Origin of the sequence: Mammaliicoccus lentus (genome assembly GCF_002902755.1) — a bacterium.
Lineage (GTDB): Bacteria > Bacillota > Bacilli > Staphylococcales > Staphylococcaceae > Mammaliicoccus > Mammaliicoccus lentus.
On the sequence record NZ_PPRS01000030.1, the window covers coordinates 1 to 25,718 of the forward strand.

Annotated in this window: 27 protein-coding genes; 24 read left to right on the forward strand and 3 right to left on the reverse strand. The window is 31.4% G+C overall.

Annotation, left to right across the window (positions count from 1 at the left end):
* Positions 1 to 33 precede the first annotated feature (33 nt).
* Positions 34 to 600, reverse strand: a complete 567-nt coding sequence (locus tag CD135_RS08805; RefSeq protein WP_103269274.1) for a hypothetical protein — start codon at positions 598 to 600, stop codon at positions 34 to 36.
* Between the two features lie 122 nt (positions 601 to 722).
* On the opposite strand from CD135_RS08805, the gene CD135_RS08810 reads away from it, so the two are divergent.
* From CD135_RS08810 to CD135_RS08870, 13 genes are all read left to right on the forward strand, one after another.
* Positions 723 to 1,778, forward strand: a complete 1,056-nt coding sequence (locus CD135_RS08810; RefSeq protein ID WP_064211057.1) for a M24 family metallopeptidase — start codon at positions 723 to 725, stop codon at positions 1,776 to 1,778.
* Positions 1,779 to 1,802: 24 nt separating this feature from the next.
* Positions 1,803 to 2,360, forward strand: coding sequence for an elongation factor P (efp, locus tag CD135_RS08815; RefSeq protein WP_017000252.1), 558 nt, complete (start codon positions 1,803 to 1,805; stop codon positions 2,358 to 2,360).
* 227 nt (positions 2,361 to 2,587) lie between these two features.
* A complete protein-coding gene (gene accB / locus CD135_RS08820; RefSeq protein ID WP_064204547.1) occupies positions 2,588 to 3,034 on the forward strand; it encodes an acetyl-CoA carboxylase biotin carboxyl carrier protein in 447 nt (148 codons plus the stop codon).
* A 1-nt stretch (position 3,035) separates the two neighbouring features.
* Entirely contained in the window at positions 3,036 to 4,394 is a 1,359-nt protein-coding gene (gene accC / locus CD135_RS08825; protein WP_017000254.1) for an acetyl-CoA carboxylase biotin carboxylase subunit, read from the forward strand.
* A 12-nt stretch (positions 4,395 to 4,406) separates the two neighbouring features.
* The gene (locus tag CD135_RS08830; protein WP_017000255.1) at positions 4,407 to 4,766 is read left to right on the forward strand and encodes an Asp23/Gls24 family envelope stress response protein; all 360 of its coding nucleotides are present in this window, start codon (positions 4,407 to 4,409) and stop codon (positions 4,764 to 4,766) included.
* Between the two features lie 58 nt (positions 4,767 to 4,824).
* Positions 4,825 to 5,214 (forward strand): transcription antitermination factor NusB, encoded by a 390-nt coding sequence (gene nusB / locus CD135_RS08835; RefSeq protein ID WP_017000256.1) that lies wholly within the window; start codon positions 4,825 to 4,827, stop codon positions 5,212 to 5,214.
* A 17-nt stretch (positions 5,215 to 5,231) separates the two neighbouring features.
* Positions 5,232 to 6,557 carry an exodeoxyribonuclease VII large subunit gene (gene xseA, locus CD135_RS08840; protein WP_103269265.1) on the forward strand — a complete coding sequence of 442 codons (1,326 nt, stop codon included), beginning with the start codon at positions 5,232 to 5,234 and terminating at the stop codon, positions 6,555 to 6,557.
* 5 nt (positions 6,558 to 6,562) lie between these two features.
* The gene (locus tag CD135_RS08845; RefSeq protein WP_017000258.1) at positions 6,563 to 6,781 is read left to right on the forward strand and encodes an exodeoxyribonuclease VII small subunit; all 219 of its coding nucleotides are present in this window, start codon (positions 6,563 to 6,565) and stop codon (positions 6,779 to 6,781) included.
* A complete protein-coding gene (locus CD135_RS08850) occupies positions 6,762 to 7,640 on the forward strand; it encodes a polyprenyl synthetase family protein (RefSeq protein WP_103269266.1) in 879 nt (292 codons plus the stop codon). The genes CD135_RS08845 and CD135_RS08850 overlap by 20 nt, the downstream gene beginning before the upstream one ends.
* A 43-nt stretch (positions 7,641 to 7,683) precedes the next feature.
* The gene (gene dxs / locus CD135_RS08855) at positions 7,684 to 9,555 is read left to right on the forward strand and encodes a 1-deoxy-D-xylulose-5-phosphate synthase (protein ID WP_017000260.1); all 1,872 of its coding nucleotides are present in this window, start codon (positions 7,684 to 7,686) and stop codon (positions 9,553 to 9,555) included.
* 146 nt (positions 9,556 to 9,701) lie between these two features.
* Positions 9,702 to 10,154: a transcriptional regulator AhrC/ArgR gene (gene ahrC / locus CD135_RS08860; RefSeq protein ID WP_103269267.1), complete on the forward strand. Its 453-nt coding sequence runs from the start codon at positions 9,702 to 9,704 to the stop codon at positions 10,152 to 10,154.
* A gap of 17 nt (positions 10,155 to 10,171) precedes the next feature.
* A complete protein-coding gene (recN, locus tag CD135_RS08865) occupies positions 10,172 to 11,842 on the forward strand; it encodes a DNA repair protein RecN (protein ID WP_017000262.1) in 1,671 nt (556 codons plus the stop codon).
* 28 nt (positions 11,843 to 11,870) lie between these two features.
* A complete protein-coding gene (locus CD135_RS08870; protein WP_070045399.1) occupies positions 11,871 to 12,584 on the forward strand; it encodes a sporulation initiation factor Spo0A C-terminal domain-containing protein in 714 nt (237 codons plus the stop codon).
* A gap of 9 nt (positions 12,585 to 12,593) precedes the next feature.
* Here the strand turns inward: CD135_RS08870 and CD135_RS08875 are convergent, their stop codons facing one another.
* Entirely contained in the window at positions 12,594 to 12,869 is a 276-nt protein-coding gene (locus tag CD135_RS08875; RefSeq protein WP_103269268.1) for a DUF2627 domain-containing protein, read from the reverse strand.
* A 121-nt stretch (positions 12,870 to 12,990) separates the two neighbouring features.
* On the opposite strand from CD135_RS08875, the gene CD135_RS08880 reads away from it, so the two are divergent.
* From CD135_RS08880 to CD135_RS08920, 9 genes are all read left to right on the forward strand, one after another.
* Positions 12,991 to 13,881, forward strand: a complete 891-nt coding sequence (locus CD135_RS08880; protein WP_103269269.1) for a phosphate acyltransferase — start codon at positions 12,991 to 12,993, stop codon at positions 13,879 to 13,881.
* A 215-nt stretch (positions 13,882 to 14,096) separates the two neighbouring features.
* On the forward strand, positions 14,097 to 15,197 hold the full coding sequence (locus CD135_RS08885; protein ID WP_017000266.1) for a Glu/Leu/Phe/Val dehydrogenase dimerization domain-containing protein: 1,101 nt from the start codon (positions 14,097 to 14,099) through the stop codon (positions 15,195 to 15,197).
* Positions 15,197 to 16,258 (forward strand): butyrate kinase, encoded by a 1,062-nt coding sequence (gene buk / locus CD135_RS08890; RefSeq protein WP_064211252.1) that lies wholly within the window; start codon positions 15,197 to 15,199, stop codon positions 16,256 to 16,258. Before CD135_RS08885 ends, buk begins: the two co-directional genes overlap by 1 nt.
* 11 nt (positions 16,259 to 16,269) lie before the next feature.
* Complete coding sequence (lpdA, locus tag CD135_RS08895; RefSeq protein WP_103269270.1) at positions 16,270 to 17,682, forward strand: dihydrolipoyl dehydrogenase; 1,413 nt, start codon at positions 16,270 to 16,272, stop codon at positions 17,680 to 17,682.
* A gap of 15 nt (positions 17,683 to 17,697) precedes the next feature.
* Complete coding sequence (locus tag CD135_RS08900) at positions 17,698 to 18,696, forward strand: thiamine pyrophosphate-dependent dehydrogenase E1 component subunit alpha (RefSeq protein ID WP_017000269.1); 999 nt, start codon at positions 17,698 to 17,700, stop codon at positions 18,694 to 18,696.
* Positions 18,689 to 19,672 carry an alpha-ketoacid dehydrogenase subunit beta gene (locus tag CD135_RS08905; RefSeq protein WP_017000270.1) on the forward strand — a complete coding sequence of 328 codons (984 nt, stop codon included), beginning with the start codon at positions 18,689 to 18,691 and terminating at the stop codon, positions 19,670 to 19,672. Before CD135_RS08900 ends, CD135_RS08905 begins: the two co-directional genes overlap by 8 nt.
* 11 nt (positions 19,673 to 19,683) lie before the next feature.
* Entirely contained in the window at positions 19,684 to 20,967 is a 1,284-nt protein-coding gene (locus tag CD135_RS08910) for a dihydrolipoamide acetyltransferase family protein (protein ID WP_103269271.1), read from the forward strand.
* Between the two features lie 74 nt (positions 20,968 to 21,041).
* Positions 21,042 to 21,479, forward strand: a complete 438-nt coding sequence (locus tag CD135_RS08915; protein ID WP_103269272.1) for a BrxA/BrxB family bacilliredoxin — start codon at positions 21,042 to 21,044, stop codon at positions 21,477 to 21,479.
* Positions 21,480 to 21,496: 17 nt separating this feature from the next.
* The gene (locus tag CD135_RS08920; protein ID WP_017000273.1) at positions 21,497 to 22,462 is read left to right on the forward strand and encodes an aromatic acid exporter family protein; all 966 of its coding nucleotides are present in this window, start codon (positions 21,497 to 21,499) and stop codon (positions 22,460 to 22,462) included.
* 108 nt (positions 22,463 to 22,570) lie between these two features.
* Here CD135_RS08920 and prli42 read toward each other — a convergent pair whose 3' ends face one another.
* Positions 22,571 to 22,672 carry a stressosome-associated protein Prli42 gene (gene prli42 / locus CD135_RS13015; protein ID WP_017000274.1) on the reverse strand — a complete coding sequence of 34 codons (102 nt, stop codon included), beginning with the start codon at positions 22,670 to 22,672 and terminating at the stop codon, positions 22,571 to 22,573.
* 95 nt (positions 22,673 to 22,767) lie between these two features.
* Here prli42 and CD135_RS08925 point away from each other — a divergent pair, with 95 nt between their 5' ends.
* Together CD135_RS08925 and gndA are read left to right on the forward strand one after the other, a co-directional pair.
* The gene (locus CD135_RS08925) at positions 22,768 to 23,883 is read left to right on the forward strand and encodes a M20/M25/M40 family metallo-hydrolase (RefSeq protein ID WP_103269273.1); all 1,116 of its coding nucleotides are present in this window, start codon (positions 22,768 to 22,770) and stop codon (positions 23,881 to 23,883) included.
* Between the two features lie 120 nt (positions 23,884 to 24,003).
* On the forward strand, positions 24,004 to 25,407 hold the full coding sequence (gene gndA, locus CD135_RS08930) for an NADP-dependent phosphogluconate dehydrogenase (RefSeq protein WP_017000276.1): 1,404 nt from the start codon (positions 24,004 to 24,006) through the stop codon (positions 25,405 to 25,407).
* The last annotated feature ends 311 nt before the right edge of the window (positions 25,408 to 25,718 follow it).

A 25,718-nucleotide genomic window follows, 5' to 3' on the forward strand; every position in this document is an offset into this window, starting at 1 on the left:
GTCTATTTAATATATCATATTTCAGATAATACCTCACTTAATTTGACCTATTTCATCCTTCAAACCATTTAATTTATTAATAGATTCTTCTATTTTCTTTTTATCTTTTTTCTCATAAGCGTCATTTAAATCTTTGAAAACATTTTCTATATTTTTAGATAGACTTTCCAAATTTTCATGTAAATTTTTAAAATCTTTTGGAATGGTTTTGCCTTTCATTTCATTTTTATACTCATTTGAAATTGTCTTTTGATTCGTATATATATTTTCTATTTTATTTTTAATATTTTCGTCTCCAAGTTTTTTCTTAATATCATCATTTATTTTATTATATTCAGATATGTTCGATCTTGTTTCATTTATAAATTGAGTAGAAGAACGTAAATATGTAATAGAAAATTGTGATGTTACTTGGCTTTCTTTGTTTTTAATAGAATTTTCTAATGTTTTTTCCTTTTGTTTATATGTTTGATTTTTATCTTCTAGATTCGTAATTTCTTGTTTAGCTTTTCTATTTTCTTTTTTTAATTTTGATTTCTTTTGTTCTAATTGATCTATTTTATCATTACCACATGCTGATAATATGATTGTACTCGTCATTAATATTGTTATTATTTTTTCATATTTTTTAACTCCCAATGTTTTACTCTGAAAAATTTAAACTATGTATGATATTATTTTAATGTATATAGATTTATTGTACAAATAGAAAGGGGATAAATATGAAATTTACAAACTTAAGAAAAGTAATGGAACAAAAAGGGTTAGATGCTATTGTTGTTCTTTCGCCATACAATAGAAGATACCTTTCTGGATTTACTGGTACAAGCGGGAGTTTATTAATCACCCAGGATACGAAACAATTAATTACTGATTTCAGATATATACAACAAGCGAATTCGCAAGCTGAAGATTTTGAAATTATTAATCAAAATGGTCCTATGATTAATAAAATTAATGAATTAATTCAACACGGTGATTATAAAAATGTAGGTGTTGAAGCAGATTTAATTACGTATAATGAATATCAAGCTTTAAATACAGACGAAGTACAATTATCTTCTATTGAAGGTGTAATTGAAACAATTCGTATGATTAAAGATGATTTTGAAATTAAACAAATCCAAAAAGCAGCTGATATCGTTGATGAAACATATGAACATATTCTTAAGTGGGTTAAACCAGGTATGACTGAGAACGAAGTAAATAATGAAATGGAAATGTTCATGCGTAGTAAAGGTGCAACATGCTCTTCATTCGATACAATAGTAGCATCTGGACATCGTGGAGCTTTACCTCATGGTGTTGCAAGTAATAAAGTAATTGAAGAAGGAGACATGATTACTTTAGATTTTGGTGCGTTATATGAAGGTTACGTTAGTGATATTACGAGAACATTTGCTATTGGTGAACCTAAAGAAGAAATGAAAAAAATATATAATATTGTATTAGAATCACAATTAGCAGCATTAGAGCAAATTAAACCAGGTATGACTGGTAAAGAAGCAGACTCTATCGCACGCGACATTATCTCTAGTTATGGTTACGGCGAGCAATTTGGACATTCTCTTGGACACGGTATAGGATTAGAAGTACATGAAGGTCCTGCATTATCACAAAAATCAGATATAGTTCTTGAAGAAAATATGTGCGTTACGTTAGAACCAGGTATATATGTAGAAGGACTTGGTGGTGTAAGAATAGAAGATGACGTATTAGTAACAAAAAATGGCTTACAGCGCTTTACTAAATCCACAAAAGACCTTATTATTTTATAAGAAGGATAATTAGGAGGAAAATGAATGATTTCAGTAAACGATTTTAAAACAGGCTTAACAGTTAAAGTAGATAATGGTATTTGGAAAGTTATGGACTTCCAACACGTTAAACCTGGTAAAGGTGCAGCATTTGTTCGTTCTAAGTTAAGAAACTTAAGAACTGGTGCCATTCAAGAAAAGACATTTAGAGCTGGTGAAAAAGTAGAAAGAGCACAAATCGATAACCACCGTATGCAATATTTATATGCTAATGGTGACAGCCATGTATTTATGGATAATGAAACATATGATCAATTAGAATTACCTGGCGACACTTTAGAAAATGAGCTTAAATTTATTAAAGAAAATATGGAAGTTCATATTCAAACGTACGAAGGTGAAACAATCGGTATCGAAATGCCTAACACAGTTACTTTAACAGTCACTGAAACTGAACCAGGTATTAAAGGTGATACAGCAACTGGTGCTACTAAACAAGCTACTGTAGAAACAGGATATACTTTAAATGTTCCTTTATTCGTTAACGAAGGTGACCAACTTGTTATTAATACAAGTGATGGAAGTTACGTATCAAGAGGATAATATTTAAACAATTTAGGCTGAGACATAAATAAGTGTCTCAGCCTAAATTATTATATGGATAGTGTGCGACTGTTTTGTAAATGTATTTATATAAGGCTTTTTAAAATTCAAAATTTGTATTACACTCCCAAATTTTAATTAAATATTAAAATCGCTTGAATTGGTATGACCACTAAAGTAAAATGTATGAAGTATCATGAATTTGAATTTAAAAGGAGTTTTTTTACATGAACTTGAAACAAATTAAAGAACTTGTTGACGTACTAGACAATTCTTCTTTAACTGAAATTGACATTAATGATAAAGAATTTAAACTGACTTTAAAAAAAGAAATTAAACAAGAAGTTATCTATAATCAGGAACCTACACGTGTAGCAGAGCCTGCACCAGTTACAAATCAAGCTGACACACAACCTGCTCCTGAAACTGAAGTAGATGATAGCATCACTATTAATGCACCAATGGTAGGTACTTTCTACAAATCTCCATCACCAGATGAAGGCCCATATGTACAAGTTGGATCTAGAGTTGAGTCTGATACTACTGTATGTATATTGGAAGCTATGAAACTATTTAATGAAATACAAGCCGAAGTATCAGGTGAAATAACTGAAATATTAGTTGAAGACGGACAAATGGTAGAGTATGGCCAACCGTTGTTCAAGGTGAAATAATATGAAAAAAGTATTAATAGCAAATAGAGGGGAAATAGCCGTAAGAATTATTAGAGCTTGTAGAGAACTTGATATACAAACAGTAGCCATTTATTCTGAAGCAGATAAAGAAGCATTACATACTCAAATTGCTGATGAAGCATATTGTGTTGGTCCAACACAATCTAAAGATTCATATCTACACATACCTAACATTCTATCAATTGCTAAATCTACAGGTTGTGATGGCATACATCCTGGATACGGCTTTTTAGCTGAAAATGGCGACTTTGCAGAAATGTGTGAAGCTTGCCAAATTAAATTTATCGGCCCTAGTTACAAATCCATTCAAAAAATGGGGATTAAAGATGTTGCTAAAGAGGAAATGATAAAAGCTAATGTACCTGTTGTACCAGGTAGTGACGGGTTAGTAGACACGGTTAAAATCGCAAAAAAATGCGCGAAAAAAATTGGTTATCCAGTAATTATTAAAGCAACAGCTGGCGGCGGCGGTAAGGGTATTAGAATAGCACGCGATGAAGAAGAGCTTGTTACTGGATTTAGAATGACTCAACAAGAAGCTGAAACAGCGTTTGGTAACAAAGGCGTTTATTTAGAAAAATTCATAGAAAACTTTAGACATATTGAAATTCAAGTATTAGGCGATTCATTTGGAAACGTGATTCATTTAGGAGAACGTGATTGTACGATTCAACGTCGTATGCAAAAATTAGTAGAAGAATCACCTTCACCTGTATTATCAGAGGAAATGAGAAAAGAAATGGGAGAGGCAGCTGTCAGAGCTGCTAAAGCCGTTGAATATGAAAATGCAGGTACGATTGAATTCATTTATGATTTAGATGAAGATACATTTTATTTCATGGAAATGAATACACGTATCCAAGTAGAACATCCTGTTACTGAAATGGTAACAGGTATGGATTTAGTTAAATTACAATTAAAAGTTGCAAGTGGTGAAGCATTACCATTGACGCAAGAAGATGTAGATTTATCAGGTCACGCTATTGAGTTTAGAATCAATGCAGAAAGTCCATTTAAAAACTTTATGCCTTCACCTGGTAAAATCAATCAATACTTAACACCTGGTGGATTTGGTGTACGTATAGATTCAGCTTGTTATGCAGGTTACACTATACCGCCTTATTATGATTCCATGGTTGCTAAGCTAATTGTATATGGTTCAGACCGTACTGAAGCAATACAAATTGGTAAAAGAGCTTTAACAGAATTTTTAGTAACTGGTATAGATACAACTATCCCTTTCCATCTAAGATTATTAGAAAATCATGTTTTCAAATCAGGTGATTTTAATACCAATTTCCTCGAGATTCATGATATTATAAATAATGAAGATAATTAAGGAGGGATTCAAGTGGCTAAAACAATTGAAAATGAAAAGCCTTCTTTAGGTAAAATAGAGATCGCGCCAGAAGTAATTGAGGTAATAGCAAGTATAGCAACTACAGATATCAAAGGTGTCTCTCACATGCAATCCGTTTTTAATAAGAATTCCTTAGAAAAATTCGGGAAAAAGAATTTTGGTAAAGGTATTAAAGTCGATATAAAAGAAGATGGTATTTATATTAATGTTTACTGTACATTTGACTACGGAACAAAAATTTCTGAAACAGCGAGAAAAGTCCAATCAGAAATTAAACAAGCATTAAATACAATGACTGCATTAACACCTAAAGAAGTTAATGTTCATATCGTCAATATACACTTTCAATAATAAACAATGATTAATTAAGAGGATGCGTGCATCCTCTTATTCTTTGAAGGAGAAGAATATGAAAAGACAAGAATTAAGAGAAATTGTGTTCAAAACTTTGTATCAATTAGAAAACAACAAAACTGAATTAACTGTAGAAGAAGCTATTTCTTATTTAGTTGAAGATTTTAAAGGTGAACAATATTTATATGTAAAAAACTATGTCAATCAAGTTATTGAAAAATCTAACGAATTAGATGATATTTTCAAACCACATTTGAAAAATTGGACGCTTGAACGGTTACTGAAAACAGATAGAATTATTTTAAGAATGGCCACATATGAATTAGAATATACAGATACACCTGAAAAGGTCGTATTTAACGAAGCGGTAGAAATATCAAAAACTTATAGTGATGATGATCATTATAAATTTATTAATGGTGTACTAAGCAGCCTATCAAAATAATAAAGAGTGATAATTAAATGGATAAGTATTTAACAGTTACAGCTATAACAAAATATATAAAATATAAATTTGACCAAGACCCTCATCTCCAAAATGTATTTATTAAAGGAGAAATATCAAATTTCAAAAGACATTCAAGCGGGCACCTTTATTTTGCTTTAAAAGACGATAAAGGTGTATTAAGCGCAATGATGTTTAAATCCAATGCTAACCAATTATCATTTGAGCCAAAAGAAGGCGATCAAGTTTTAATTGAGGGACGTATAGGCGTTTATGAGTCAAGAGGTTCATATCAAATTTATGTCCAAACTATGCAATTAGACGGTATTGGTTTGCTATATGAGAAATTTGAAGCACTTAAAAAAGAGCTTGCTGAGAAAGGTTATTTTAATGCCGATCATAAATTAAGTATTCCAAAATATCCTAAAAAGATAGCAGTTTTAACTGCTTCAACAGGTGCAGCAATAAGAGATGTTTGTTCTACCCTAGACAAGCGTTACCCGCTTGCTGAACAAGTACTCATAAGTACTTTAGTTCAAGGTAAAGGAGCTAAGGATAATATTATTAACAATATTAAAGAGGCGGACTCTATGGGTGTTGATGTTATTATCGTTGGCCGTGGTGGTGGATCAATTGAAGATTTATGGAGTTTTAACGAGAAAGAAGTAGTTGAAGCTATATATAATTGTTCTACTCCTATTATTTCTGCAGTAGGACATGAAACTGATACGACATTAAGTGATTTTGTGAGTGATGTTAGAGCTGCTACACCTACACAAGCCGCTGTTATTGCAACGCCAGATATAAATGCGTTGTATCAACTTATTCAGAATGCACGTCAATATTTGACGAAACATATCACACAAGATATTCAAAGAGAAAAACAAAGGCTGAATCAGTTATCATCTTACTATAAATTGAAAACACCATCATTATTATATGATCAGGAAACTCAATTACTAGATGATTATCAAAAGCAATTAAATAGAAATCTCGAGCAAACAATACTCCGATATAAACATCGAATGGATATATTACAGAATAAATTAAGAATTGGACCAATTTCCAATAGAATTTTTCAATACAGACAAGATTTTGATCGTTTGAAATATGAACAGAATCAGCTGATTAATCGTATTTTGACTGATAAAAAGCAACTATTAGCTAATAAGCTTGTACAATTAGATACTTTAAGTCCTACACAAACAATGTTACGAGGTTATTCTATTATTGAGAAAGATGATAAAATAATCACAAGTAAAGATGATTTAAGTGTAGAAGATGAAATTACGGTTAACTTAAAAGATGGTAAAATAAAAGCTAATGTTAAAGAAATTAGGTGATGATTGTGACTAAAGAACAGACATTTGAAGAAATGATGACAGAACTTGAAAAAGTTGTAGGTAAATTAGATGAAGAGAATATTTCATTAGAAGAATCTATAGAACTTTATCAACGTGGCATTGAATTGAGCAGTAAATGTGAAACAAAACTTAAAGAAGCTGAAGATAAAGTTAACAAGCTAGTAAAAAAAGAAGGTGATTCTAATGAATCAGATAATGAATAATTATGTTGAAAAATTTAATGAATCACTCAATAACACCAAACTTATCCCTATAGTTGAGACTCAATTAGAAGAAAGTATGCGCTATTCTCTTTCTGCTGGTGGTAAACGAATTAGACCTGTTTTATTATTAATGACGTTAACTATGTTGAAGACTGACATAAATAAAGGTATGGAAACTGCCAAAGCTCTAGAAATGATACATACGTATTCATTAATCCATGATGATCTACCTGCAATGGATGACGACGATTATAGACGTGGTAAAAAGACAAACCATAAATTATTTGGCGAGGCAACAGCTATCTTAGCAGGAGACGCTTTATTAACGAAGGCATTCGAACTTATTTCTAAAGATAAAGAGTTAGCCTCTGAAGAAAAAGTTAAATTAATAAGATTATTATCTGAAGCAGCTGGGCATCAAGGTATGGTAGGTGGCCAAATTCTCGATATGGATAGTGAAAATAAAGATATTTCATTAGATACTCTACGTAAAATTCACAGATATAAAACTGGAGCGCTTATACGTTTTTCTGTTGTTGCAGCTTGTACAATTGCTAAAGTAAATAGTAAAACATTTTTATTATTAGATTCATTTAGCCAAGAATTAGGTTTAATTTTCCAAATAAAAGATGATTTATTAGATATCGAAGGTGACTTTGATAAAATTGGAAAAGCTGTTGGAAGCGATGAAACAAATAATAAGAGTACATATATAAGTATACTTGGGACAACTAATACAAAAATTGCTCTAGAGCAACATGTTAACCAAGCGTTATATTTACTTGAGCAATTAGGTAAAGATTATAATACTGAAGAACTTAAATCGTTAACTAAATTATTTGCAAATAGGGAAAAGTAATAATCTCGAACTTATAGGTAATAGGGCTAAAGGTGGTAAAATAATGGATGTTTCAAAAATAAAAAATCCTTCCTTTATAAAAGGACTATCAAACTCTGAACTTGAGGAATTAAGCGCAGAAATCAGAAAATTTTTAATTGAAACATGTTCTATAACTGGGGGACACATCGGGGCGAATTTAGGTGTTGTTGAATTAACACTGAGTTTACATAAACACTTTAACAGCCCAACAGATAAAATTATTTGGGATGTTGGTCATCAAGCTTATATCCATAAAATTTTGACTGGAAGAGGACACGAGTTTGATTCTTTAAGGCAATATAAAGGATTATGTGGCTTTCCTAAAATGAAAGAATCTGAACATGATGTTTGGGAAGCAGGTCATAGTTCCACTTCATTATCAGCTGCCATGGGGATGGCAAAAGCACGCGATATTCTTGGAAACACAAATCACATCGTTCCAGTTATTGGAGACGGTGCTTTGACAGGCGGTATGGCTTTAGAAGCATTAAATCATATCGGTCACGACAAAACTGATTTAACAATTATATTAAATGATAATGAAATGAGTATTGCTCCGAATGTAGGTGCGATGCATAATATGTTTGGACGAATTAGAACAAATCATAATTATAATCGTTTTAAATTTGATGCTGAGAGCTTTATCACAAGATTACCAGGTGGAGATAAATTGAGGGACTCAGCTGATAAAATTAAAGACAGTTTAAAATATTTAGTCGTTGATGGTATATTTTTTGAAGAGTTAGGTATCAAATATATTGGTCCAGTAGATGGTCATAATTTTAAAGAATTAGACGAAGCAATAAATGCTTCTAAACAAATAAATAAACCTGTATTGATTCATGTTGTCACTAAAAAAGGTAAAGGTTATAAACCCGCAGAAATTGATACAGTAGGCACTTGGCATGGTTTAGGACCATATAAACTTGAAACTGGTGAAGTGATTAAAGGAAAAGCAGAAGGCCCTGCCTGGAGTGCTTTAATGAGCAACGAAGTACTTAATTATGCGAAACAAGATAAACGTGTAGTAGCTATTACACCAGCAATGCCAGTTGGTTCAAAATTAACGAAGTTTCAGCAAGAACTACCTGAACAATTTTTTGATGTAGGTATTGCTGAACAGCACGCTGTAACAATGTCTGCTGGATTAGCGACTCAAGGTATGAAACCATATGTAGCTATATATTCAACTTTCATGCAAAGAGCTTATGATCAGCTACTACATGATGTTGATAGACAAAACCTCGGCGTTTTATTTGGTGTTGATCGTTCTGGTTTAGTTGGTGCAGATGGAGAAACACACCAAGGCGTCTTTGACATAGGATTTTTAAATCAATTTCCTAATTTCACGATTATGATGCCTAAAGACGGTAATGAAGCAAAGGACATGCTTAAAACTGCATTTGAAACCGAACATGGTCCAATGGCGATTAGATATCCTAGAGGTAATGCACCAGCAGTAGAAGATAGAGAAGAAATAAAAGTATTATCCATAGGAAGTTGGACAAAGGAACGAGAAGGCAATGATGTAACATTAATAAGTTACGGTCCAACTTTAGAATTAATTACTGAAGTAGCCGATGAATTATTGAAAGAAGGAATAAATGCTACCGTAGTAAATGCTAGATTTATTAAGCCGATGGATGTAGAGTTGTTACATGAACTAGGCGAAAAAGGTATACCGTTTATTACGATAGAGGAATCTATGTTAACTGGTGGTTTAGGTACACAAATTGCAACATTCATTATAGAAAACGATTATGAAAATAAACTGCGAAGAATCGGTATAAATGATGAATATATAGAACATGGAGATGTTAATTTATTATTAGAAGATATAGGTATCTCCAAAGCAAATATAAAATCAGTTGCTAAATCAATAATAAAAAAATAATTATAAACAGATGAATAATTATGATAAAAAGGACGCTTTAGTAATAATAAAGCGTCTTTTAAATATTTAATAGCGCTTACATTACTCATTTTACAAATTTTATGCTATTATAATTGTATAAATATTCATTAGTTGAGGTGTTATAAATGGCAAATAAAACAATGCGACAAATTAAAGTAAGAGAAATTATTTCAAACGAACAAATAGAAACACAAGAAGAATTAGTTAGAAGGTTAAACGAGCTCGATTTAAACATCACGCAAGCCACTATTTCTCGTGACATTAAAGAGTTGCAATTAATCAAAGTCCCAGCTCCATCAGGTCAATATATATATAGTTTACCTAGAGATAGAAAATATCACCCAATTGATAAATTAGGTAGATATTTAATGGATTCATTTGTGAAAATCGATGGTGCAGATAATTTACTTGTACTAAAAACATTACCCGGGAATGCTCAATCAATCGGTGCTATTATAGATCAAATTGACTGGAAAGAAGTTTTAGGCACAATCTGTGGTGATGACACGTGCTTAATTATCTGTAAAGACAAAGAATCTGGAGAAATTATTACAGATAGAATTTTCAATATGCTTTAAAGGAGATTTAATAAACTATGTTACAAGCACTTACAATCAAACAATTCGCAATAATTGAATCTTTAGAAATAAATTTTTCAAATGGTTTAACTGTACTAAGTGGTGAAACGGGTGCAGGTAAGTCTATTATTATAGATGCTATAGGTCAGTTAGTAGGTGCGAGGGCGTCACAAAGTTTTGTAAGACATGGTGAACAAAAATCAACAATTGAAGGTGTGTTTGACATTGATAATGTTCCAAACGTCAATAAAATCCTTCAAAATTTAGATATTGACGTTGATGAAGATTTTCTATTTGTGAAACGAGAAATATTCGCATCAGGTAAGAGTCTTTGTAAATTAAATAACCAAAATGTAACTTTAGCTGAATTAAAAACAGTTATGCAAGAATTGTTGGATATACATGGACAGCACGAAACACAAGTTCTATTAAAGCCCAAATATCATTTAACACTTTTAGATAATTATGCTGATGGTAAATACCAAAAAGAAATTGATAATTATATTAATGTTTATGAATCTTATAGAATTAAAAAGCAAGAGTTAGAGAAGTTAGAATCTCAAGACCAGGCTTTACTACAAAGATTAGACTTGATAAAATTTCAACGTGATGAATTACATGATGCTAATTTAAAAGAAGATGAATTAGACTTTTTAAACCAAGAAATTAAAAAGCTACAAAATCATGAGAAAATTAGCGAAAGTTTAAATAAAGCTCATTTATTTTTAAGTAGTGAAGAAAATATACCAGATAAAATTTATGAACTTAATCAAGAAATTCAAAATATTAATGATATAATACCAGATAAATATACTGCTTTTAGTGAAGAATTAGATCAAATGTATTATACGTTAGAAGATTATAAACATGAATTATATAATGATTTAACAAATAATGAGTTTGATGAATCATTATTAAATGAATACGAATCTCGATTAAATGTTTTAAATGATTTAAATCGGAAATATGGTAAAAGTATTCCTGAGCTTATTAAGTATCGTGACAAAATTGATGATGAAATTTTCAAAATTGAAAATTATGAACAAAGTACTACTCAACTAAGAGAAGAAATTCAAAGCTTACATGAAGAAGTTCTTGAAAAAGGAAAGTTATTATCTACAAAAAGACGAAAAATCGCATTGAAGTTAAGAGATAGACTTATTGATGAAGTTCAAAACTTGCATATGCAAGATGCTAATATTGAAATAGCATTTACTGAAACATCACCAGGTAAAAATGGTTTAGAAGAAATTGAATTTCTAATCAGTCCGAATAAAGGTGAACCACTGAAAAGTTTAAATAAAATCGCTTCAGGTGGTGAATTATCAAGAATAATGTTAGCATTAAAAAGCATATTTGTATCTAATAAAGGTCAGACAGCAATCTTATTTGATGAAGTAGATACTGGTGTTTCTGGTCGTGTAGCTCAAAAAATGGCAGAAAAAATGTATCAAATATCTCAATCAATACAAGTGATATGTATTTCCCATTTACCACAAGTCGCTGCGATTAGTGATAATCATTTATACATTACTAAAGAAACTGTAAACGATCGGACGATTACATCTATCAAACAATTAGTCGGAGACGATAAAATAGATGAAATAGCTAGAATGATTTCGGGTGTTGAAGTGACAGAATTAACAAAACAACATGCTAAAGAAATGATAATTCAAAATAAAAATTAAAATAGTATGATTTGATAGGGTGTTAAATATGAGTATTAAGGTAGCGATAATAGAGGATTCGAAAGCTTATGTGAGCGAAGTGTCTCATTATTTGAAAACACATGATATTGAAATAGTTAATATAGGTTACAATGGTAAAGAAGCACTGGAGATTCTTAATACAGATACTTTCGACGTTCTTTTATTAGACTTAATTTTACCTCATATTGATGGCATGACTTTGCTAAAAAAATATATAAAACCTAATAAAAAGTATAAAGTAATTTGTATGAGTGCATTTGTCAGTGATGACCTATTAAAGGAATCTGTTTCCTTAGGCGTAGATTATTTTCTTATCAAACCGGTAGAATTTGATGTATTACTTAATACAATTCAACGTGTTCTTAATAATAATAAACCTATTATAGCTGAAATAGATGCTATAGATTTATTATTAGAGAAAATAGGTTTTTCTTATAATCTTAATGGTTATAAATATATCAAATATGGCGTACAAATAATGCTAGAACACTCACATAATATGCAACTTACAAAAGAATTGTATCCACGTATATCAGAATATTTTAATGTACAATCGAATAATGTAGAACGTTCAATTAGACATGCAATTAAATTAGCGTGGGATAAAGATTTAAAAAAATATTGGTATAAACAAGAAAATTCATATGTAAGACCTACAAATGGTGAATTTATTATTCATTTATATCAATTATATAAAGACGATCAAATCAAAAAAAGCTGATAAATCTATTTAAGATTTGTCAGCTTTTTTTGATTGTTTCTTTTGATTATCTTTGTTTAAAAAGTATTCTTGAGCGCGTTTATTTTTCTTTTCTCTATGCAATATATATCCACCGATGAAAACAACACCAAACACAAAAAATATAAGACCTAGTAAAAACTGTAGCCATATAAATTGTAATTGGGGGACGAGCTCTCCAAAGACAGCATCTCGCATCCATTTAATACCTAAGCCTGCTAAAATTCCCGGAATAACTAAAATGATTAATGCAATATATTTTTGCATAATTGAAAACTCCTATTTATTAATAACTTATATTATATATGAGATGATGAATGAAAGTAAACAAGGAAAAGATGGAATAATCGGTGAAATTTGATTATGATTAATATTAGGAGGGGTTTATATGCAATTTAATGAAATGATAAATAAAGGTCAAAATATAGATGCTACTATAGCAGTTTGCAAATCAAATGATGAAGGTATTATTAAAGCGATTATAAAATGTATTAAACAGACAAGAGCTAAATTTATTTTATTTGATGAAGAACCACAAGACGAATTAATACGTTCTTTTAATTTAAGTCATGAGGAATTCGAAAAGATTAAAATTGTTCAAACAAGAGATTATGAACATACGATTTCAGAATGCGTTAGGGCGGTTAATGAAGGCACTGCAAATTTAATAATGAAAGGATTAGTATCGTCGTCAGAAATTTTAAAAGAAATACTTAAAGATAAATATTCTTTAAAAACGACTCAGAGAATTAGTCACCTATCTTTCTTCAAAATCCCAACATATCATAAAATGTTAGCAATTTCAGATGTTGCAATGAATATTGCACCTGATGTAAATCAAAAAATAGAAATTACTGAAAACGTAATATCAAATTTAAAAAAATTAGGCATTGATACACCTAAAATTGCTGTATTATCTGCTATTGAAACAGTTAACCCTAAAATGCAATCTTCAGTTGATGCAAAGGAAATAGTAGATTATATTAAAAAAGAAAATATAGATGTTGAAATTGAAGGCCCATTAGCTTTTGATGCTGCGATTAATAAACGAGCTTCTATTATAAAAAAAATATCTTCAAATGTTTCTGGAAATATTGATGCTGCTATTGTTCCACAAATTGAAAGTGGAAATATATTATATAAGTCTCTAGTGTATTTAGCTAATGCTGATGTTGCTTCAGTAATAGTAGGTGCTAAAGTTCCTGTCATATTAACTTCTCGTTCAGATTCATCTAAAGATAAATTTCATTCAATTTGCTGTGCATTAACATTAGTATAATTTAGTATATTTAAATAATAATATGTTAATTATGCTTTAATTTAGAATAACTGGAAAGTTATTACAATCTATAGATACCAAGTTATTTAAAATATTCTAAAAATTTTTACTTTTTGTAAGCGCTATCATTTTGCATGAATTTATTTGATAAATAAAACATTTGATGTAAAATTAAAGATGAAGTTTATTATATATAGAATGAAAAGGGGATTATTATGTTATTCGAAACAATTGAAAAATATGACTATGAACAAATCGTTTTTTGTCATGATAAAAGTTCAGGTTTGAAAGCAATCATTGCTATTCATGATACAACATTAGGACCTGCATTAGGCGGTTGTAGAATGTGGCCATATGAAAGTGAAGAAGAAGCGATAAACGATGCACTGCGTTTATCAAGAGGTATGACATATAAAAATGCTGCTGCCGGTTTAAACCTTGGCGGAGGTAAAACAGTTGTGATCGGAGATCCGAAAAAAGATAAATCAGAAGCATTATTTAGAGCATTAGGTAGATATGTAGAAAGCTTAAATGGTAGATATATCACTGCAGAAGATGTGGGCACTACGGAAATGGATATGGATACTATTTTTGAAGAAACAAATTATGTTGTTGGTTTATCAGAAAGTCACCATTCAAGTGGTAATCCAAGTCCGAAAACTTCTTTAGGTGTATTTGTATCAATGAAACGTGCAGTTAAAGAAGCTTTCGGTTCAGATGATCTAGAAGGTAAAACTGTAGCAGTTCAAGGTGTAGGTCATGTTGCTTACGAACTTTGTCGCTATTTAAATGAAGCAGGTGCTCATTTAGTCGTTACAGATATTAATCAAGAAGCTGTAGACAGAGTTGTAAATGATTTTAACGCTAAAAGTGTAGGTATCGATGAAATTTATGATGTTGAAGCTGACGTATTTGCACCTTGTGCATTAGGTGGAGTATTAAATGACGACACAATTAACAGATTAAAAGTTAAAGTTGTTTGCGGTAGTGCAAATAACCAATTAGAAGATATTGATAAACATGCTGACCAACTTGAAAATAAAGGTATAGTATATGCACCAGACTTTGTTACTAATTCCGGTGGTGTTATCAATGTTGCTGATGAATTAGATGGCTATAACGAAGCGCGTGCAATTGCTAATATTGAAAAAATTTATGATCAAATGGATAAAGTATTTGAAATAAGCAAGCGTGATAAAATTACATCGGCTAGAGCTGCTGAAATTTTAGCTGAAGAACGTATTAACCAAATGATGAATGTAAGAAGTACTTACTTAAGTACAGAAAAATCTATTTTATCTAGAGGTAAACGTTAATGAAAAATATTCTTGTACTTAATTTAGGAAGCACTTCATCTAAAGTAGCAGTATTTACTGATTATGAAATGCTATACGAAGATGTTATAAGACATGATATGAATGTGACAAATCTTCCACTAATTGATCAAGTTCCATATAGACTTGAAAGTATCAAGAATTCTATGAATCAACACAATGTTTCTCTACAAGCAATAGACGCTATTGCTTGTAGAGGTGGTGTGTTGAAGCCTATACAAGGTGGTACTTATCTTATAAATGAAAAGATGTTAGAAGATTTAAAGACGTTTAAATATGGATTTCATGCATCTAACTTAAGTGGTTTGATAGGTTATGAATTATCTAAAAAGTTCAAAATTAAAGCATACATAGTTGATCCTGTTGTTGTAGATGAATTAATTCCAGAGGCAAGAATAACAGGTATTAAAGGAATAGAAAGAAAAAGTATTTTCCACGCATTAAACCAAAAATCTGTTGCAAAACAATATGCTGAAGATAATAATAAAGTATACGATGATATAAATGTTATCGTTGCACATTTAGGTGGTGGAATTAGCGTAGGGGCACATAAGAAAGGCCGTGTCGTTGAAGTAAATGACGGGTTACTTGGAGAAGGACCATTTAGTCCTGAAAGAGCCGGCTCAATACCCAATGATGCTTTAATTAAATGGGTGAAAGAAAACAACTTCACTGTTGAAGAAGCAAATAATCAACTCAGTAAATCATCTGGTTTACTTTCATATTTTGGGACAAATGATTGTAGAGAAGTAGTAAGAATGATAAACGAAGGAAACAAAGAAGCCAAATTAGTATTAGATGCTATGGCTTACCAAATAGCAAAATCAATCAGTGCTTGCGCTGTACCATTAGAAGGTGAAGTTGATCAAATCATTATAACTGGTGGGTTAAGTTATTCTGAATATTTAGTAAATAAAGTGAAAAAATATGTATCTTGGCTACAAAATGTTACGATATACAAAGGAGAAAAAGAAATGCAAGCCCTAAATGTTGGCATTTTGGACCTTTTACAAGGTAAAATTAGTACCAAGTCATATGAATAAGGAGTAATACTATGTCTAAAGAATACGATTTAGTTATTCTAGGCGGTGGAACGGCAGGTTATGTATCTGCTATTCGTGCTGCTCAACTTGGAAAAAAAGTCGCAATTGTCGAAAAATATAAATTAGGTGGTACATGTTTACATAAAGGATGTATACCTACTAAATCTTACTTAAAAACCGCTGAAATATTAAGATATATTAATCATGCAGATCAATATGGTATCAAACAAGCTTCCGCGAATTTTGATATCCAAGATGTTGTCGCTAAAAAAGATGAAACCGTTACAGCTATGTACAAAGGTGTACAAAGTTTAATGAAAAAATATAAAATTGATGTATATCAAGGAAATGGAAGATTACTTGGACCATCACTTTTCTCACCACAAGCTGGCACTGTGTCAGTAGAATTAGAAAATGGTGAATCTGAATTACTTGTTAACCAAAATGTTTTAATTGCTACAGGTTCTAAACCTGTGGAATTACCATTCTTAAAGTTCAATCATAAAACAATCATTTCTAGTGATGACATGATGAATATGGAAACTTTACCTAATAATATTTTAATTATAGGCGGTGGCGTTATAGGTCTTGAGTTTGCATCTTTACTCAACGATTTAGGGGTAGATGTGACAGTAGTAGAAGCAGGGGCTTCGATTATTCCAAATGAACAGCAAGAAATTAGTAAAATAATCAAAAAGGATTTTCAAGAAAGTGGTATTAAAATCTATGAAGATTTACCATTAAGCGAAGAAAATATATCAATTACTGACCAAAATATTAAAGTACAATTACGAGATGATGAAGTAACGTTTGATAAAGTACTAGTAGCTGTTGGCAGAAAGCCAAATACTGAAGATATTGGAATTCAAAATACAAAGATTAAAACAGATGATAAAGGCTATATCGTTACAAACAATGTATATCAAACAGAAGACAAACATATATATGCAGTAGGTGATGTAATAGGTAATTATCAATTAGCTCATGTTGCAACTAAAGAAGGAACCATATCTGTGGAAAACATGTTTGATCAAAATCCAATTCAGTTAGATTACTTAACGGTGCCTAGATGTATTTATACAAATCCTGAAGTAGCTTCAATTGGTATGACAGAACAAGATGCTAAAAATGAAAATATAAATTATAAGAAATTCAAAGTACCTTTTAAAGCCATAGGTAAATCTGTAATAGAAAACAATGGATTAGGAGAATGCATATTAATAAAAGACATGGAAAATGACCGTGTGTTAGGCATTCATATGGTTGGTGCTAAAGTAACTGAGTTAATTAATGAAGTGTCTTTATTTACTTTTATGAATGGTTCTACTGAAGAATTAGCAACAGCAGTACATGCTCATCCTTCAATTGGAGAAGTATTAATGGAATTAGGATTACAATCAGAAAACCGTGCAATTCATGTCTAAAAAAGGAGTGACAAAATGTTAGATTACAAAACTGTTGGTTTAACACATGAAGATTTAAAAGAAATATATAAATGGATGTTGCTCGGTAGAAAAATCGACGAAAGAATGTGGCTTTTGAATAGAGCGGGTAAACTTCCGTTTGTTATTAGTTGCCAAGGTCAAGAAGCAACCCAAATCGGTACTTATTATGCATTACAAGATGATGATGTATTAGCACCATATTATCGAGATTTAGCTTTAGTTACAGCTAGAGGCATAACTGCAGAAGAATCGATGCTAGCTGCTTTTGCAAAAGAAGGAGACACTTCTAGTGGTGGTAAGCAAATGCCTTCACATTTCAGCAAGAAAGACTTAAATATATTAACTCAGGGTTCATGTGTAACTACACAAGTATTACACGCAGCTGGAGCAAGCTTATCTTTAAAAATGGATAATAAAAAGAACATAGCACTTGCAACTCTAGGTGAAGGTAGTACGAGTCAAGGTGATTTCCATGAAGCGATGAACTTTGCTGGTGTACACAAACTACCTTATATTTGCATAATAGAAAATAATAAATATGCTATATCAGTTCCAACTGAATTACAGTTTGCGACAGATGATTTATCTAAAAGAGCTGAAGGATATGGCGCTTTTGGTGAACAAGTAGATGGGAATGACCCAATAGCAGTATATAAAGCTGTTAAAAAAGCGAGAGAACGTGCAATAAATGGAGAAGGTCCAACTTTAATTGAAGCAATTTGTAGCCGTTTAACACCACATTCTTCAGATGATAATGATAACTATCGTCCAGCCGAAGAATTAAAAGAAGAAAAAGAAAATGATTGTAATATCAAATTCAAAGAATATTTGATTGAAAATGAAGTTGCAGATGAAGAGTGGTTTAATCAGATAGAAGAAGAAATTAAACAAGAAATTAATACGGCGACAAAAAATGCAGAAAAAGCACCTTATCCACGACCTGAAGAAGCTTTAACACATGTATATGATCAAGGAGGCGAATCAAATGCCTAAATTATCTTATCTAGACGCTATTAATCAAGCGATGGATCAAGCTATGGAAAAAGATAATAATGTCTTTGTTATCGGCGAAGATGTTGGTCTTAAAGGCGGCGTATTCGGAGCAACAAAAAATCTGTTTAATAAATATGGTGCAAGTCGTGTTCTAGATTCACCATTAGCTGAATCAAATATTGTAGGTGCTTCTATAGGTGCAGCAATGTTAGGGAAAAGACCAGTTGCAGAAATTCAATTTGCAGAATATATCGTGCCTGCTACAAATCAAATTATTAATGAAGCAGCAAAAATTCGTTACCGTTCAAATAATGATTGGGATTGTCCGATGACAATACGCAGTCCTTTTGGTGGAGGAATACATGGCGCTTTATATCATTCGCAAAGTATTGAAAGTATTTTTTGTTCCACACCAGGTCTACGTGTTGTTATTCCATCAACACCTTATGATGCAAAAGGTTTATTACTAGCGTCTATTGAAGAGAATGACCCTGTATTATATTTTGAACATAAAAAAGCTTATCGCTTATTGAAAGAAGAAGTACCTGAAGAATATTATACGGTACCAATCGACAAAGCAGACGTAAAACGTGAAGGTTCAGACATTACAGTGTTTACTTATGGACTATGCGTGAATTATGCATTACAAGCTGCAGAAATCCTATCTACTGAAGATATAGATGTAGAAGTAGTAGATTTACGAACTTTATATCCATTAGATAAAGAAACGATAATTAACTGTGCTAAGAAAACAGGTAAAGTATTACTTGTTACAGAAGACAACCTTGAAGGTAGTGTTATGAGTGAAGTATCAGCTATTATAGCAGAGCATTGCTTATTTGATTTAGATGCTCCGATTGCTAGATTAGCAGGGCCTGATGTTCCAGCTATGCCATTTTCACCACCAATGGAAGATTTCTTTATGATGAATCCAGAAAAAATAGAACAAAAAATGAGAACATTAGCTGAATTTTAGGAGGTAAAAAAATGGAAGTAAAAATGCCGAAACTCGGGGAGAGCGTCCACGAAGGCACAATTGAACAGTGGTTAGTTAAACCTGGCGATCATGTCGAAGAATATGACGCACTTTGTGAAGTTATTACAGATAAAGTCACAGCAGAAGTACCTTCTTCATATACTGGTGTAATAAAAGAAATTAAAGTAGAAGCGGGAGAAACGATTGATGTAGGGACCGTTATTTGCACTATGGAAGTAGAAGGTGAAGTTGAGAAAGAAAATGATTCAGATCATAATAAACAAGAAAATCATGAATCTATTCAAGAAGTATCAGAAAATATTAAAAATGATAACCAGTCTGTAAGCGAGTCTCATAACAAACCTAAAAATAATGGACAGTATTCACCTGTAGTGTTTAAATTAGCGAGCGAAAATGGCATTAATTTAGAAAATATTGAAGGTACTGGTAATTTAGGAAGAGTCACTAAAAAAGATATTGTAAAAGCAATAGAAAATAAAGGAAATACAGAAAAAAGCGAGCCTATTGCGAATACTACTCCTGCAGAGCAAAGCCCACAATCTGAAAGTGCAGCTATAGAGCATAATTCAAATTCAAGTCACGATACAATACCTGTTAATGGTGTTAGAAGAGCAATTGCAAATAAAATGTTGCAAAGTGTACAAGAAATACCGCATGCTTGGATGCAAGTTGAAGTAGACGCAACTGATTTAGTTAAAACGCGACAACATCATAAGACATCGTTTAAGCAAAACGAAGGATATAATCTTACTTTCTTTGCATTTTTTGTAAAAGCAGTAGCAGAAGGGTTGAAAAAGTATCCAATGCTTAATAGTAGTTGGCATGAAGATGAAATCAAAATTAATAAAGATATCAATATATCTATAGCTGTAGCAAGTGAAGATAAATTATATGTACCTGTTATTAAAAATGCTGATGATAAATCAATTAAAGGAATTGCAAAAGAAATTAATGATTTAGCTACAAGAGGTAGAAAACATCAACTAACATCTCAAGATATGCAAGATGGTACTTTTACTGTTAATAATACAGGTTCATTTGGTTCAGTATCATCTATGGGTATTATCAATCATCCACAGGCAGCTATATTACAAATTGAATCTATTGTTAAACGACCTGTAGTAATTGATGACATGATAGGCATTCGTGATATGGTTAATTTATCTTTATCTATTGATCATAGAATATTAGATGGCTTATTAGCAGGCGAGTTTTTAAACTTTGTTAAAGAACGTATACAAAGTATGACGATTGAAAATACATCTATATATTAATAACACCTACGCATTGTTTTAACTAGAAATCTCCTGTAAAATAAAGATAACTATTATTACAGGAGGATTTTCTTATGGAAATGGATTTCAATTTATATATGAATGACGTTGTAAGCTCTGCAAGAAATGAAATTGAAGTAGCAGGATATAAACAATTAACAACAAAAGAAGAAGTAGAAGAAACTTTTAATAAACCAGGTACAACATTTGTTATGGTCAATTCAGTTTGTGGCTGCGCTGGTGGAATCGCAAGACCAGCTGCGCAACATGCTTTACATTATGATAAATTACCAGATCAATTAGTTACAGTATTTGCTGGACAAGATAAAGAAGCAACAGAAACAGCAAGAGATTATTTTGAAGGTTATCCACCTTCAAGTCCGTCATTTGCTTTCCTTAAAGACGGTAAAATTGTAAAAATGATAGAAAGACATGAAATCGAAGGGCATGACCCTATGAGTGTTATCACAAATATTCAAGCTCTATTCGAAGAACATTGTGATGAAATCTAAAGGATTGGTATAGAGGCATGCAAATAAGACCGTATAGAATAGGGTATAGAACATTAAAGACCGCATTAGGGATGACATTAGCTGTCATCCTTTCTAAGTTAATAGGACTTGATAATTATGCTTCAAGCGCTATTTTAGTAGTGTTATGTACTAAAGATACAAGAGTGAAATCAGTTGAAGCGGCTATGTACAGATTTATAGCATGTTTAATTGCAATTCTAGTAGCATCATTATTCTTTACATTCTTAGGTACTAATCCTGTAGTTCTTGGGATTATGGTATTATTATTCATTCCTATTACTGTCATGATAGGTGTTCAAGAAGGTATTGTAACGAGTTGTGTTATTATATTACATTTATTTTTAGCACCTAAAATTGATTTAGACTTAATTATTAATGAAGTATTATTATTGATAATTGGTATAGGCATCGCGCTTATTATGAATATGTTTATGCCAAGTCTAGATACAAAACTTAATCATTATAAACGTAAAATTGAAGATGACTTTATTTTAATAACTTTTGTCTTTAGCCAAGCGTTATTAGATCCAAATAAAGAACTTAATATTCCTTCTTTTGATAAAGTTGAAGATAATATTAAGAAAGCAAAATCTCTAGCTTTTAGAGATGTAAAAAATCATTTTGTAAGAAATGAAAATTCCTATTATCATTATTTTGATATGAGACAAGAACAATTAACCTTACTTATACGGATGAAGAAACTAATAGAATCTATGCAACATAGTCAGCATGCACATCAACTCTGCAGCAAATTACTATTAGATGTATCGCAACATGTTCAAAGTAATGATTATTCATTAATGAGACTACATGATTTATATGCGATTAGAATTAAACTACAAACGATTGATTTACCTAAAGACCATATAGAATTAGAAAGTGTAGCCTCTGTATTCCAATTATTAAATGAAATTGAAGAATACTTGCATATTAAATCTGAATTCGGAAGTTTGAAAAAATAATATAATAAAAGCCGGAGAAAATTCTTTTTAGAAAGATTATTTCTCCGGCTTTTTGCTTCTAGGACTTTCTTGTCCATTGCTATGAAATATTATTATTAAGTTATTTTATTATGATAATAAGAATGGCAATACGCCCGATAATATTAATGAAGCTACGATAGCAACTAACATTACAATAATAATAATTTTTCGTACATTTTTGTTTAACATGATTACCCTCGCTTTGAACATTAGTTTTGTATATATTTATCAACTATTATACACTAGAAAGTGAGATAATTAAATAAATGAAACGAGGGACAAGCATGATCAATGAAGAACGCTTAATTAACACATTTTTAGAATTAGTAAAAGTCGACTCTGAATCTTCTAATGAGAGAAAGATTGCAGATTTATTGAAACAAAAATTCACTCAACTAGGTGTAGATGTTAAAGAAGATGACTCTCAAGATGAAACGGGATATGGTGCTGGAAATTTAATTTGTACGTTACACGGACAAGATACAAGTAAGACACCTATTTATTTTACGAGTCATATGGACACTGTAACACCAGGTAATAATATTCAACCAGAAATACGTGATGATGGATATATTTATTCTAATGGTGAAACAATTTTAGGTTCTGATGATAAAGCTGGTCTTGCAGCTATTTTAGAAGCAATTGAAGTAATGAAAGAAGATGAAATTCAGCATGGAGATATTGAATTCATTATTACAGTAGGGGAAGAGACAGGTCTTGTTGGAGCGAAAGCATTAAATCCTGATGATATTAAAGCTAAATTTGGATATGCGATAGATGCTCCTGGTAAAGTTGGAACGACAGTTGTTGCAGCGCCTACACAAGCTAAAATCGAAGCTACAATTAAAGGGAAGACTGCACATGCTGGGCTTGAACCTGAAAAAGGTGTTTCAGCTATAAATATCGCTGCTAAAGCAATAAGTCATATGAGTTTAGGTAGAATCGATGAAGAAACTACAGCTAACATCGGTAGATTTGAAGGTGGTACTGCTACAAATATCGTGAGTGACCATGTATATATTTTAGCTGAAGCGCGTTCTTTAAATGATGAAAAAATGAAACAACAAGTTGAACATATGAAAGAAGCTTTCGAAAAAACTGCTGAAGAATTTGGTTGTACCGCTAATGTAGAAGTCAATATAATGTACCCTAGCTTTAATTTAAGTGAAGAAGATGATGTTGTTAAGTTAGCTGTAAAAGCAACTGAAAAAATAGGTAGAACATCAGAGTTAGTTAAATTAGGTGGTGGCTCAGACGGAAACGTAATTAGTGGTTTTGGTATTCCTACAGTTATTTTAGGAGTTGGTTATGAATATATCCATACTAAAAATGAGCGTATGCCAATTGAAGAATTACAAAAAATTACAGAACAAATTATAGCAATTTCAGAATTAGCGTAATTTTATAAATTGTAAACGTATTCATTTCGTTTTTTAAGAAAATTAAGCTTTCATAGACGCGAAACAGTTGTGAATTATGTTAAAATATATATGAAAACGATAAAAAGTGAGGTAAATTTCATGACACAACAAATAGGTGTAGTCGGTTTAGCTGTAATGGGTAAAAACTTAGCTTGGAATATTGAATCACGTGGATACTCAGTATCAGTATTTAACCGTTCTAAAGAAAAGACAGAACAAATGGTTGAAGAGTCAAAAGGTAAAAATATATATCCGAATTATTCTATAGAAGAATTTGTAGATTCATTAGAAAAACCAAGAAAAATTTTATTAATGGTTAAAGCTGGTGAAGCAACTGATAAAACAATCGATAGTTTATTACCGTTATTAGATAAAGGTGATATTTTAATCGATGGTGGTAATACTAACTATTTAGATACTATTCGTAGAAACCAATATCTAGATGAGAGTGGCATTAACTTTATCGGTACAGGTGTATCTGGTGGAGAAGAAGGTGCATTAACTGGACCATCTATCATGCCAGGTGGACAAGAAGAAGCATACAAACTTGTAGCACCTATATTGGAAAGTATTTCTGCTAAAGCAAAAGATGGCGCACCTTGTGTAACGTATGTAGGACCAGATGGTGCTGGACACTATGTGAAAATGGTACATAACGGTATAGAATATGCTGACATGCAACTAATTGCTGAAAGTTACGACTTAATGAAACGTGTTCTTCACATGGACCATAATGAAATCGCAGAAACATTCAAATCTTGGAACGTTGGTGAATTAGAAAGTTACTTAATCGAAATCACTGGCGAGATCTTTAAAAAATTAGATGAAGATGGTGTTCCTTTAGTAGAAAAAATCATGGACAAAGCTGGTCAAAAAGGTACTGGTAAATGGACATCTATTAATGCTTTAGAATTAGGTATCCCATTAACTATTATCACAGAATCAGTATTTGCTAGATTCATATCTTCATTTAAAGATGAAAGAGTGAAAGCAAGCCAAGCATTTAATCCTGAAGTTACAGAATTTGATGGAGATAAAGAAGCTTTCTTAGAACAAATTAGACAGGCGCTTTATATGAGTAAAATTTGTAGTTATGCACAAGGCTTTGCTCAAATGAAGACAGCTAGCGAAACTAATAATTGGAACCTAAAATTAGGCGAACTTGCTATGATTTGGAGAGAAGGCTGTATCATCCGTGCACAATTCTTACAAAAAATTAAAGAAGCTTATGATAATGATAAAGAATTAACAAACCTTTTATTAGATCCATACTTCAACGATATCGTTTCTAAATACCAAGGTTCATTAAGAGAAGTTGCAGCTACAGCTATTAAAGCAGGTATTGCTACACCTGGTTTCTCATCAGCAATTAACTATTTCGATAGTTATAGATCAGAAAACCTACCTGCAAACTTAATCCAAGCACAACGTGACTACTTCGGTGCTCACACATACGAACGTAAAGATCAAGAAGGTATTTTCCATACAGAATGGACTAAGTAATTAAGAGTTATAGTCAAGAGGCTGGGAGATAAATCCCAATTCAAAATAAATAACATCTCATTTCTAACTGAATAAATCAGGGAAATGAGATGTTATTTTTATATAGTCTATAATTTTGTTCGTGCATGCTTGTCTAGGCTATGGTTCGATTCTGTAGTCTCTCACACATACTTGTTCCTTAAAGGTGTGGTTAGTTGGATTAACGCGGTAGAAAAGAATATGTCCATATAATTGTGTAATAAAAAAAGAGCCAAATATAGCTCACTTTAGTACAATGTAATCGACTAAGAAAATATTGTAGAGGTGACCTA